This window comes from Flavobacterium silvaticum (assembly GCF_012911565.1).
In the GTDB taxonomy this organism is placed as follows: domain Bacteria; phylum Bacteroidota; class Bacteroidia; order Flavobacteriales; family Flavobacteriaceae; genus Flavobacterium; species Flavobacterium silvaticum.
On the sequence record NZ_JAAMPU010000108.1, the window covers coordinates 469,365 to 482,154 of the forward strand.

The window sequence follows — 12,790 nt, forward strand, 5'->3', positions numbered from 1 at the left end:
GAACGACGATTGTTCCGGTGCTATTTCACTTACGGCTTCGGCTTCCTGTTCCTATGCTACCTATACCACTGTGAATGCAACTTCAAGTACCGGTGCTCCTGCTCCGGGTTGTGGAAGTTACAACGGAAATGACGTTTGGTTTTCGCTGGTTGTTCCGCCGAGTGGTGCGTTCACCGTAGACATGCTTCAGGGTGGCATAACAGATTCCGGGCTTGCGTTATATTCCGGAACGTGCGGCTCACTTTCTTTAATAGAATGCGACGACGACGACAGTGCCAACGGTCTCATGTCAAGCATAACGCAATACGGCCTGACTGCCGGAACCACCGTATATTTGAGGGTTTGGTGTTATAACAATACAACTTCCGGGACTTTTGGAATTTGTGTCACCGAAAATACCGGCCCGTGTCCGGCACTATCGACATATACCGGTTATCAGATTGACAACTTCAGTACGAATGGCGGAATCAATAATATCAGCAATGTCGCTTCGGGATTTTCGGCGAATGGCTATGGCGATTTTACCGTGTACGCTGCAAGCCAGATTGCCGGTGGCTCGGTAAATTTTGTTGCGAATTTCAACAATGCGAGTACGTTTGGATTTGGGGTTTGGATCGATTGGAACAACGACAACGACTTCTACGATGCCGGTGAACAATTGTACTCGTCAGGTGCTTATCTCACCAACGCTACAGGAACTTTTATGGTTCCTGCAGCCGCACTGCCCGGAAATTACAGGATGCGTGTCCGTGCCGACGCTTTATCTACAGCTCCTTTGCCATGCGGAACGATCCTGTACGGCGAAACCGAAGATTATACATTTACCGTTGTTACTCCTCCGCCTTGTTCCGGAATTCCCTCTACCCTGATCGCCACAATTACCGGCTCAGGAACGGCGACACTGAGCTGGACAGCGGCTTCTCCTGCCCCGGCTTCAGGTTATCAGTATTATTACAGCACTTCTCCAATAGCGCCAACTGCAGGAACCACGCCTTTAGGTTCAACTGCAGCCGGAGTGGTTTCGGCAAACATTTCCGGCCTTAGCCTTGGCGTAACGTATTATGTTTGGGTACGATCCAATTGCGGAGGCGCTACCGGCCAGGGTTTGTGGACCGGACCGGTTTCGTTACTCATTCCGAGTTGTGGTATCGGGAATAGCCTTGGCACTACGACACTCGCCTGCCCTTCTGTGATTTCCGGCGGACTTGGACTTAGTGGAAACGATCCTGTTCCGATAGACTGTACAACGTCCGGCTGCGTCGATCTCGAAGCGACCTATTTACAGTTGGGACAAACAACGAGTTACACGGTAGAATCCATACTTTACGAACCTCCGTACCAGTTCGGGTGCCTTAAGAATGCGGTGAGCGTCGACGATGATGATGTATGGTCGCCGGTTATCAACCTGCCGTTTAATTTCTGCTTTTACGGAAACACCTATAACAGCTGTCTTATCAGTTCCAACGGCGTGGTGTCTTTCGATCAGGTAAATAATACGGCCGGCGGCAGTTCCGCGTGGAGTTTCAATACAAACCTTCCAAATACCTCATTGTTTCGAAATTCCATTTTTGGAGTCTATCATGACATTGACCCGAGCATTGGCGGTGAGGTCGGATGGGAATTGATCACTCTGAATACAGGTTGCCGCGCCCTGGTGGCATCGTGGAAAGACATCCCAATGTATTCCACCACCTGCAATTCACAGCTTTATACAGGAATGATAGTACTATACGAAAACACGAATATCATCGATGTGTATATCCAACAAAAAACAGTCTGTGCTTCCTGGAATAACGGAAATGCCATAGTCGGAATACAGAATGCCGCCGGAAATACAGCTACGGTAGCGCCGAACCGCAACGGCTTGAGCCCGGATTGGGCCGTCACGAATGAAGCCTGGAGATTCCGCCCATCGGGAACACCAATCACAAGTATAACGTGGTTCCAAGGTTCGGGAACATCCGGGCCCGTGGTTGGAAATACCGATACGATTACGGTTTGTCCAACTGCCACAACAACTTATACGGCGCGTGTCACCTATGCACTTTGCAATGGAGCGACTTTGACCGAAGTAGATGAAACCACCGTCAACGTAGACAACGGAAAAATCTGGAACGGCTCGGTCAGTTCCAACTGGAATACGGCAGCTAACTGGACACCGACTGGCGTTCCGACAGCTGCGCAATGCGTAAGGGTTCCGAACGTGGCCAATCCGTGTATCATTTCGGGTTCAGGTTTCAATGCCTATGCATACAGCGTCCGTGTAGAAAACGGTGGTATTTTGAATCTGCAATCAAACAACAATCTTACGATTACCAATGAAGTGAATGTCATCACCGGAGGAACTTTCAACATATACGATTCGGCAAATCTCCTTCAGGTAAACAATTCAGCCAACAGCGGAATCGCGAATTTGCAACGCATTACACGGCCTATGTACCGATATGATTATACGTACTGGAATTCGCCAATGACGTTAGCCTCGAATTTCACGTTAGGTTCGCTTTCGCCCCTGACGTTATCAGATAAATATTACAGCTGGCAACCGTTCGTTGGAGGCGGAACAGGAACATGGCAACAGGAAAGTGCCGCAACTGTGATGAATCCTGCAAAAGGATACATTGTACGCGCACCCCAGACCTATTCCACGAATCCATCGACGACAACGGCTTATACCGGGACTTTTATCGGAACACCAAACAACGGCCCTATGACCGCTCCTGTTGCTCATGGAACCATGGGTGCTTTGACTACTTTCGACAAATGGAACCTGATTGGAAATCCGTATCCGAGCGGATTAAGTGCGGCATCGTTGCTTATGTATCCGCAAAATGTGACCGCAATAGACGGAACCATTTATTTGTGGACACATAATTCACCGCCGAGTACAGCTTACCCGGATCCGTTCTACAATGACTTCGTAATCAATTACACCGATGCCGATTATGCTTCATGGAATTTACTCGGACCTGTTTCCACGATTGCTTCTACGGGCGGCCCGGCTCCAACCGGAACCATTGCATCTGGCCAATCGTTTTTTGTGAGAAGCTTATTGCCTACCGGAAATGTACAGTTCAACAACAGCATGCGGACTGGCACGGGCAACAATGCTTTTTTCCGGACATCGGCAATCAACGAGGATGAATTGGAACAACCCATAGGAACTGTCAAGCATCGCATCTGGCTCAATATGAATGGAGAAAACAATTCGTTTTGCCAAACCCTTGTGGGATATGCCAATGGCGCGACTTTGGGTTATGACCGCGCGCTCGATGGCCGAAAGAACGAAGGTGCTTCATTGTCTTTTTATTCTTTGATTCCAGACGATAAACTGGTAATACAGGGGCGTCCGTTGCCATTTGACATTGAAGACCAGGTTCCGCTTGGCGTGAATTGTCCTGTGGGCGGAACATATAGCATTGGGATTGACCGGTTCGATCCGTTTTTCGATCAGATCACTATTTACATAGAAGACAAATGGGCCAATGTAATCCATGACATCAAACAATCTGCTTACACTTTTACACTTGAAAACGGTCGTGTCGATGACAGATTCGTCCTCAGATATACGCAAAATTCACTGGCGCTGCATCAATCGCTCGAAGATCAAAGCATCATCTATGTCTCGAACCAACATTTGTATTTCCAATCGAATTCAGAAGTTGAAAACATCCGGTTGTATGACATGACCGGAAAATTGTTGCATACGTTGTTGCCGATATCAGATTCGTTTCACCAATCCTGGGATTTTCCTTTTGCACAGGCGACTTACATGGCTGCCGTGACTATGAAAAACGGAGATTCTTTTGGACGGAAATTGCTCAATCGGCAATGAAGTACCCCATAAAAAAACTCCGCTGTTTCCGGCGGAGTTTTGTTTAATGATTGTACCAGATTATTGAACGATGTCCATCTCGTCAACAATATGCTTGGCACCTGCCAATTTGTCTATGCACCAAAGTACGTAGCGGATATCGACGTTGATGGTACGTTGCAGATCCTTATCGAAGATCACGTCACCGGCCATCGCTTCTATGTTTCCATCGAAAGCGATCCCGATAAGCTCACCTTTTCCGTTAAGGACAGGCGAACCTGAATTTCCTCCTGTGATGTCGTTATCCGTGAGGAAGTTTACAGGCATGTAGCCTTTTTTGTCGGCATAACGGCCATAATCTTTCGCCTTGTTCATTTCAAGTACTTTAGACGGCAGGTCGAATTCCTCGTCACCGGCTTTGTACTTTTTCACCATGCCTTCCATAGTCGTGTAATCGTTGATCTTGGCATCATTGCGGGCATCTTTAGGAAGCGCGCGGACTTTACCGTAAGTTAAGCGAAGTGTAGAGTTTGCATCCGGATATTGGATAGTCCCTATTTTAGAGTCACGAAGTCCTTCGACAAGTAAACGAAAAGCCACACCATAATCGTTCTGGGCTTTGGTAAGTTCGTCAGATTTTGCACTGAAATGTGTAATCAAACCTTTTGAAAGCTGCAGCAATGGGTCGTTCTGCAATTTTTCGGCAGACGGCGCATCGAGGAAAGCTTTGATTTTTTCTACCGATGTCACCGTGCTTTTATCGATAGCTTCTGAAGCATACTTGGTAAAATCGCCATTATTCTCACTTGAAATCTGGGCAACGACAGGCGCTATGGCATAACCCGTAGCTTTCGTCGAATACAATTTGAGTTGAGCGGCAAGTAAATCTTTTTCGGCAGGAAGATAAATTTCCTTGAACATGCTTTCTACCGAAGCCATGATTTGGGGATACATTTCTTTGCGCTTGGCTTCGTCGGCTGCAACGTAAGCTTCCAGACCTCTGCCCAATGTGTTGTATGATGTTCCGAAAGATGTGGTGCGGAACAATTGCTGCAGGTAGTTATCATGACGCGACTTCTCGTTCGTCAGCGCATAGAACTTATTGATATTCGCGATAACCGTTCCGTACTTAGCTTTGTTTTCCGGTTTCTGTGCCCATTTGTCGAACTTATTTTCCTGATCGGTCTTGGCTGCAACGGTTTTATGCTTGGTCAACGCGTCAATCATTCCCTGGCGGTTTTTCCAGTAGTTTGCTGTCTGTGCATATTTTGAAGCGTACATCAAACGGACCGATGCATCTTTATCCATATACTTTTTCATCTGGTCCATTCCGGTTTTGGCCCCTTCGACCCAGGCAGGATATGAAAACTTGATGTTCTGCTCGATTCCCTGTGCCGGCATCCAACGGTTCGTACGCCCCGGATAACCCAAAATCATCGCAAAATCATTTTCCTGTACCCCTTTAAGGCTTACGGGCAAATGATGTTTTGGTTGGAGTGGGACATTGTTCGGTGAATAATCTGCGGGATTTCCATCTTTATCGGCGTACACGCGGAACATTGAAAAGTCAGCCGTGTGACGTGGCCATTCCCAGTTATCGGTATCTCCCCCGAATTTACCAAGGCTTTCCGGCGGAGTTCCTACCAAACGCACATCTTTATAATCCTGATAGACGAAATAATAATATTCATTGCCCTGAAAGAACGGACGTACGGAAACCACATATTTCCCGCCTTCGCTGTTTTCTTTCTGGATCAGTTCCGATTCCTGCTGCACGGCTTTTTCGCGCTCGGCTTCGGTCATGTTCGGGTTCAATTTCGCAAGGATGCGTTTGGTTACATCGTCCATCCGTACAAAAAAACGAACGTAAAGTGATTCAGGCTTCATCTCTTTGGAACGATCGGCAGCCCAGAAACCGTTTTTGAGGTAGTTTTGTTCGGCTGTGGAAAGTTCTGCTATCGCGTCGTATCCGCAGTGATGGTTAGTCAGCACAAGCCCATCTTTGGAAACGATTTCTGCCGTACATCCGCCGTTGAACTGAACGACAGCGTCTTTAAGACTGTGATGGTTGATACTGTAGATTTCTTCAGAAGTAAGCTGAAGACCCATTTTTTGCATGTCGCGGTGATTCAAACGTTCAATGAACATCAGGAACCACATGCCTTCGTCGGCGCGCATCGGAAAGGCCGAAAGGGCAAGAAGCGCGATCAGGAGGATTTTTTTCATTAATCTGGATTTAGTTTAGTTACTTGTGCCGTAAGTCTGCAATCGATTGAAATCGTTACATTTTTAAAGCGGCGCTAAGGTAATAAAGTTCGGAAGATCAAGGTTCGGAAGATCGGAAGATATTGTATGAAAGATGAATGACGAAAGATAAAAGCTAATCCAGAAAAGAATTTGCGTCAGTTCGACCAAACCGTAGAACTGCATTGCGCAAACGGAACCGGCGAAGAAACAGGGAATTTATGATCGGTGAGGAATTGGCTCAACAACTTTTCGAATTCAAGTTTCTTTTGTACCGGTAAATCATCGGGTAATCTGTAGATAAAATAATCCACGCTACCGTCAGGCTTTATGTAAATCCGGTTGAAACCGCGCACTTGTGTATCCCAATGAAATTGATGTGAAGATAGAAAAGCACCTATCTGCTGTAAAAAATCAGTATAGGCTTTTGTAAGTTTTTGTTGTTCCTCTTCTGTTTTGAAAACTGCTTTTTCCGGCTTTTCGTGAAGGGCGCTTTTGTATTTTGTATCAAGTATTTCCATTCCGAGACCCAATTCGTTGGCGCGTTGAGAATCGATGACCTGTTGTGCAGTAAGGCATGAGAATCCCATCAGGAAAAAGAAAAGGATAAAAACCGTATTTCGAAATAGCATAGTTATCTACTTTTTTAATCCGTCAATCTCTTGCTTAAGCCTTTCGATATATTCTTTCTGAAGTTCGATCAAATACTTCGAATCGCCGTAAGCATCAGGTGATTCATTGAGTGATAACGCATCCTTATTTTCTTTTTTGAGCATAGAACCATTCCCGGTCAGCAGCCATTCTGCAGAAATATCCGGATAAGCCTTTAGAATACTGTTCAAGGTGTCGTCTTTGAGATTTGAGTTGCGTTTGAGCGCTGTCTGTATGGAATTGTTCGACATACCGGTTGCTTTTTCAAACGCACTGACCGAAATCCCAAGGTGCGATATGATGTTCCTGACACGCTGTATTGGTTTTGTATCCGCCATAAATACCACTCAGTATTCTATTTTTTTAGACTAAAGATTGAATTATATAGAATAGTGTTATATATTTGTTTGCACCTCGAGTAAAAGTACGCTATTTTCGTTTGTTATGACATTAGAACAACTGAAAAAGAAAATCCGTTACGGCGACTATAGTACGCTTGGCTTGATGTTGGGCATAAATCCGGATGCGGCCAAAATGAGATTCATGAGGAACGACGACAAGGCCATAATAGCCATGACGCTGATCATCGAATCGCGCGAGCGTTTAATAGCAGATTTCTCGTCAAAAAAATAAATACAATGGGCCCTGTGAATGCAAATACCACCGCCCTGCCATGCGCAGGGCTTTTTGTTTGGGGAACGGGGATTACGCGAATAACGTTTGTAAATTTATGAAGGATTGTCGGCTGTGTTAAGCATTGCCCAAAGTTTATCCTTCAATTCCGTCAAGCCTTGTTGCGCCACAGACGAAATGAACATAAACGGCACACCTTTCAATGATTTTCTCAAATCCTTTTCCATCTCGGCTTTAAGTTCCTCATCAAGCATATCAGACTTTGAAATAACCAAGAAACGATCTTTGTCCAACATTTCCGGATTGTACTTTTCAAGCTCGTTAAGCAAAATTCCGTATTCTTCCTTAATGTCTTTTGCATCGGCAGGAACCAAGAACAACAGTGTAGAATTTCGTTCTATGTGTCTTAGGAAATAGTGCCCGAGGCCTTTGCCTTCAGCCGCGCCTTCTATGATTCCGGGGATGTCAGCGATAACAAAAGACTGAAAATTACGATACGCGACGATTCCCAAATTCGGTTTTAATGTGGTAAACGGATAATCGGCGATTTTTGGCTTTGCTGATGTCAGGACCGATAAAAGCGTAGATTTTCCTGCATTCGGAAAACCGACCAAACCTACATCGGCAAGTACTTTCAATTCGAGGACGATATCTGCTTCTTCACCAGCCATTCCGGGTTGTGCATATCTTGGCGTCTGGTTCGTGGACGACCGGAAATGCCAGTTGCCCAATCCGCCTTTTCCACCTTGTGCTATTATTTTCTTCTCCCCGTCTTCGGTAATTTCAAACAGGATTTCATTCGAATCCTTATCGCGGACCACAGTTCCAAGCGGAACCGGGATGAACATATCTTCTCCGTCATGGCCTGTGCTTCGCGATGAGCCACCATCACCTCCGTGACCGGCTTTGACGTGTTTAGCGAATTTCAAATGGAACAACGTCCATAATCCTTTGTTCCCGACCAGATACACATGACCGCCGCGACCGCCATCACCTCCGTCCGGGCCACCTTTTTCAATGAATTTCTCGCGGTGTAAATGGGATGAGCCTTTGCCTCCTTTTCCGGATGCAACGTATATTTTGACGTAATCGACGAAATTTCCTTCGGTCATTTTTTTAATTAATAATTAATAATGAACAATTAATAATTGAGATGCTGTTAAAATGACTTTCAATTATCTTGTATCGCTTATAAATTATTTGGTATTAAGGGTTATTAATTATCTGCATGATTTAATTCCGAGGTTTGAACCAGACTAAAGCTTCAAAAGAGAAAAGCAGTTTCACTCAAAAACTGCAATTACTAATTATTAATCGTTAATTGTTAATTATTAATCCTCTTTAAGGTTCTTCACCATCACTTTATCAATCTTTACCCCATCCATGTCAATCACTTCGAGTTCGAAATTCTGCCAATGGAGTTTTTCGCCCTGTTTTGGGATACGCGATAATTCGGTCATGATAAGGCCGGAAACCGTGGTCACTTCATAATCGTTTATAAGCTCATCGAGTTCGAAGTAGGTAAGGAAATCGTGAAGCGGATAATGTCCGTCCACAAGCCACGAACCGTCTTCGCGTTCCGCAAGCTGGAAATCTTCTTTATAGAAATCAGATGCATCCCCAACAAGAGCCTCGAGAATATCATTCAATGTAATGATTCCCTGAAAGACACCGTATTCATCGGCCACAAAAGCGTAATGGACGCCGCTTTTTTTGAAATTTTCAAGCGCGTTGTATGCCGTCGTCTGCTCCATGATAAAAGGCGCTTCGGTCATGATAGTCGGGATGGTGAAATTCTCCTGCTCGAAATGGGCGAAAATACTTTTGAGGTTGACTACACCAACAATATCATCGAAATTCTCACCGTAAACCGGATAGACTGAATGCAGTTCGCGCAGCATCAATTCACGCACATGGTTTTTATCTGCATTAACCGGAAGGAACACGACAGATTTTCTGTGTGTCATTAACGAATTGACCTTCCTGTCGCCAATATGGAACACACGCTCCATAATGTCCTGCTCTATTTCCTGGACTTCGCCTCCTTCTGTACCTTCTTTGATGATGGCCTTGATTTCTTCTTCGGTCACTTTTCCTTCGGCCGATGGCTTGATCATGAAGATTTTAAGCAAAGCCTCGGTGGAAATGGTGAGCAACCAGATAAAAGGCGCCGTGATGACCGAAATCCATTTCATTGGAATGGCGACCATTTTGGCAATTTTCTCCGGATAATTCAGGCCGATGCGTTTTGGCAATAATTCTCCCAGAACCAAAGAGAAAAACGTAAGCACAACTACAACGACACCCACTGCAATATTATCCGAATACGGCTTCAACGATTCGAACCGTTCCACAAAAAGTTGTACATCGCTGGTGATTTTGTCGCCGGAATAAATACCTGTCAGAATACCGATGAGCGTAATCCCAATCTGGACTGTCGATAAAAATTTATTCGGCGAATTGGCCAGGTCGAGTGCGGTCTGTGCACTGGCATTGCCTTTTTTGGCTGCCGATTCCAGACGGTTCTTGCGTGCCGATATGAGCGCGATCTCACTCATCGAAAACACGCCGTTGAGAAGGATTAGAAATAAGATTATTAAAAGTTCCATAGTTTGTTTTTAGTCGGAAGCCTAGCCCTGATGCAAGCACAAACCCCGCAGTGTCCGTGATATGTTTTTGCCCTGAAAGCAAAGCGACCAACGGAAGCTTTGAAGGCAGGCTGCAAAACCCATCACGGACGCGAGGAGTTGCAGCGGGCAGCAGGTTTCTGCTACAAATTATCGATCACCGCACTCAACCGCCCGGTAATCTCCGAGATTTCACCAATGCCATCAACCGCATGGAATTTTCCCTGCTGTTTGTAAAATGCGACCAAGGGTGCCGTTTCATTGTTGTAAACCACATATCTGTTGCGGATTGTCGCTTCGTCAAGATCATCCGGACGCTGCGAAATCTTACCTCTTTCAAGGATTCGGTTCACCAGTACTTCGTCATCTGCTTCAAGCGCAACCGTAGCAGCGACATTCATATTTTTAGACTCAAGAAAAGCGTCCAAAGCTTCGGCCTGTGAAAGATTACGCGGATAGCCGTCAAATAAAAACCCATTGGCTTCCGGGTTTGCATTTACAGAATCGATGACCATTTTCGTCGTCACCTCATCCGGGACAAGATTTCCGGCGCTGATATAGCTTTTGGCCAATTTACCGAGTTCCGTGTCATTCTTCATATTGTAGCGAAAAATATCGCCAGTTGATAAATGGACTAAATTGTATTTTTCTTTGAGGAATTCAGCTTGTGTGCCTTTGCCGGCGCCTGGTTTTCCGAAGAGAACTATGTTGGTCATTTTGGGATTGTTGGATATTGGATTGTTGGATATTTGGATTTTTGGATTGGCAGATTTTCAGATTTTCGAAAAATGAAAATCAACTATTCCAGCTAGCTTGGAAACTCCCCCTTTGGGAGTTGGGGGGCTAGTTGGTACACATCGACAAGATTTCTTCCCAGACCGTCGTAATCAAGTCCGTAACCTACAATGAATTTGTCCGGGATGCGAATGCCGACGTAATCGAGTTTGATGTCTTTTTTATAGACATCAGGCTTGAGAAAAAGCGTGGCGACCTTGAAGCTTTTGACGTTATGCGATTTGAAAATAGCCTTGAGCTTTTCGACGGTGTTTCCGGTATCGACGATGTCTTCCACAACGATCACGCTCCTGCCTTCAAAGCTTTTGGATGTGCCGATGAGTTCATTGACTTTGCCTGAAGATTCCGTGCCTTCATATGAAGACAACTTTAGGAATTCAACCTCGCACATAAATTTATACTGCTTGAGCAAATCGCTCAAAACCATGAATGATCCGTTCAGAATCCCAATGAAAACGGGCACTTCGTCCTGAAAATCGTCTTCAATGTGTTTTGCCATTTCGGCAAGCGCGAACCCGATTTCATCTGAAGAAATGAAAGGTTCGAAAGTTTTGTCGTGAAGTTGTATCACCTGCGGCAATGAATAAAGCTGCAAATATCGGTAAATGCAGGCTGTTGTTCCAAGCTAATATACACAAATTACGCTTTTTAGTCTATTGTTAAATATCTTTTAATATTTCAGAAGTCGTGAAAGCCCTGTTTTACAGAATGCCTAACTTGAAGTTCATCTAAATGACAATCAAATGAAAAGTTGTATTATCTGTGCATTTACCCTACTTTCTGCCGTGTTCTTATCGTGCAATGGACAGGTTTCGAAAGAAGAAAAAAAAGCTGCGGCCGCCTCAGGTGAAACCACCGTAAAAACAGCGATCGGCTATTATACGCTTCCTGCACCTTATGCCACAAAATCGACCACAAACAGAAACAGCATGAAAGACTGGCCTGATGGTAAAGGCCCGACGGCTCCATCCGGATTCACCGTCACCAAATTCGCATCCGGTTTAAAAAACCCGAGAAATACCGTAATCGCGCCCAACGGGGATATTTTTGTCGTCGAAAGCGGAACTGCTTTTAGTGCGGATCAGATCACGATTTTGCGCGACACAGACAAAAGCGGTAAATACAAAACCCGCGAAGTCTATATAAAAGGACTCGACAAACCGTACGGTGTTTTGGTTCTCAAAAACCAGTTTTACATTGCCAATACAGATGGGGTTTATGTGTACGATTACAATCCGTCGGCATTGAAACTCGAAGGAAAAGGTAAAAAAATACTGGATTTGCCCGCCGGCGGATACAACAATCATTGGACGCGAAACCTTATCGCAAACGCAGACGGAACCAAAATCTATGTTTCGGTCGGTTCCGGAAGCAATGTGGCCGAACATGGAATCGAGAATGAAAACCGCCGCGCCAACATCCTTGAGATCAATCCGGACGGAAGCGGTGAAAAAATCTACGCGAGCGGCCTGCGCAATCCGGTCGGGATGGATTGGAATCCGGTCAGCAACGAACTTTGGACAGCGGTGAACGAACGCGACAATCTGGGTGACGGACTCGTTCCGGATTACATTACCAGTGTCAAACAAGGTGGATTCTACGGCTGGCCTTACTCCTACTTCGGACAGATCGAAGACCCAAGGTTAAAAGGCCAGGCAAAAGAATTGGTTGCCAAAGCAATTGTCCCGGATGTTCCCGTCGGGCCACATACTGCATCACTTGGAATCGCTTTTTATACTTCGGACAAATTCCCGGAAAAGTATCGCAACGGCGCTTTCGTGGGTCAACACGGGAGCTGGAACAGTTCGACGCTTACCGGTTACAAAGTGGTTTTCGTTCCTTTCAAAGATGGAAAACCATCGGGCAAGCCAGAAGATTTTCTCACGGGCTTTGTCGCCGATGCCAATAAATCGAATGTTTATGGCCGTCCTGTTGATGTTACGGTGATGAACGACGGATCGCTTCTGGTCAATGATGACGCCGGAAATACACTGTGGAAAGTATCTTACACTAAATAAATTATTCC

Annotated in this window: 10 protein-coding genes and 1 pseudogene; 4 read left to right on the top strand and 7 right to left on the bottom strand. The window is 45.4% G+C overall.

What is annotated here, in order from left to right; genetic code table 11:
* Window positions 1-10: 10 nt before the first annotated feature.
* Together G6047_RS17025 and G6047_RS16320 are read left to right on the top strand one after the other, a co-directional pair.
* A pseudogene (locus G6047_RS17025) lies at window positions 11-343 on the top strand (hypothetical protein); the annotation flags it as partial.
* A gap of 183 nt (window positions 344-526) precedes the next feature.
* A complete protein-coding gene (locus tag G6047_RS16320; RefSeq protein ID WP_449404257.1) occupies window positions 527-3,835 on the top strand; it encodes a GEVED domain-containing protein in 3,309 nt (1,102 codons plus the stop codon).
* Between the two features lie 60 nt (window positions 3,836-3,895).
* Here G6047_RS16320 and G6047_RS16325 read toward each other — a convergent pair whose 3' ends face one another.
* The 3 genes from G6047_RS16325 to G6047_RS16335 form a co-directional block, all read right to left on the bottom strand.
* Complete coding sequence (locus tag G6047_RS16325) at window positions 3,896-6,040, bottom strand: S46 family peptidase (RefSeq protein WP_169528691.1); 2,145 nt, start codon at window positions 6,038-6,040, stop codon at window positions 3,896-3,898.
* A 176-nt stretch (window positions 6,041-6,216) separates the two neighbouring features.
* Window positions 6,217-6,690 (bottom strand): hypothetical protein, encoded by a 474-nt coding sequence (locus G6047_RS16330; RefSeq protein ID WP_169528692.1) that lies wholly within the window; start codon window positions 6,688-6,690, stop codon window positions 6,217-6,219.
* Window positions 6,691-6,696: 6 nt separating this feature from the next.
* Entirely contained in the window at window positions 6,697-7,047 is a 351-nt protein-coding gene (locus G6047_RS16335) for a helix-turn-helix transcriptional regulator (RefSeq protein ID WP_169528693.1), read from the bottom strand.
* A gap of 106 nt (window positions 7,048-7,153) precedes the next feature.
* On the opposite strand from G6047_RS16335, the gene G6047_RS16340 reads away from it, so the two are divergent.
* Window positions 7,154-7,342 carry a hypothetical protein gene (locus G6047_RS16340; RefSeq protein ID WP_169528694.1) on the top strand — a complete coding sequence of 63 codons (189 nt, stop codon included), beginning with the start codon at window positions 7,154-7,156 and terminating at the stop codon, window positions 7,340-7,342.
* 95 nt (window positions 7,343-7,437) lie between these two features.
* Here the strand turns inward: G6047_RS16340 and obgE are convergent, their stop codons facing one another.
* The 4 genes from obgE to hpt form a co-directional block, all read right to left on the bottom strand.
* Window positions 7,438-8,454 (bottom strand): GTPase ObgE, encoded by a 1,017-nt coding sequence (obgE, locus tag G6047_RS16345; protein WP_169528695.1) that lies wholly within the window; start codon window positions 8,452-8,454, stop codon window positions 7,438-7,440.
* Window positions 8,455-8,673: 219 nt separating this feature from the next.
* The gene (locus G6047_RS16350; RefSeq protein WP_169528696.1) at window positions 8,674-9,951 is read right to left on the bottom strand and encodes a hemolysin family protein; all 1,278 of its coding nucleotides are present in this window, start codon (window positions 9,949-9,951) and stop codon (window positions 8,674-8,676) included.
* 161 nt (window positions 9,952-10,112) lie between these two features.
* The gene (locus tag G6047_RS16355) at window positions 10,113-10,685 is read right to left on the bottom strand and encodes an adenylate kinase (RefSeq protein WP_169528697.1); all 573 of its coding nucleotides are present in this window, start codon (window positions 10,683-10,685) and stop codon (window positions 10,113-10,115) included.
* 92 nt (window positions 10,686-10,777) lie between these two features.
* Entirely contained in the window at window positions 10,778-11,335 is a 558-nt protein-coding gene (gene hpt / locus G6047_RS16360) for a hypoxanthine phosphoribosyltransferase (protein WP_169528774.1), read from the bottom strand.
* 172 nt (window positions 11,336-11,507) lie between these two features.
* Between hpt and G6047_RS16365 the strand changes: the two genes are divergently transcribed.
* A complete protein-coding gene (locus tag G6047_RS16365) occupies window positions 11,508-12,782 on the top strand; it encodes a PQQ-dependent sugar dehydrogenase (protein WP_169528698.1) in 1,275 nt (424 codons plus the stop codon).
* Window positions 12,783-12,790: the final 8 nt, after the last annotated feature.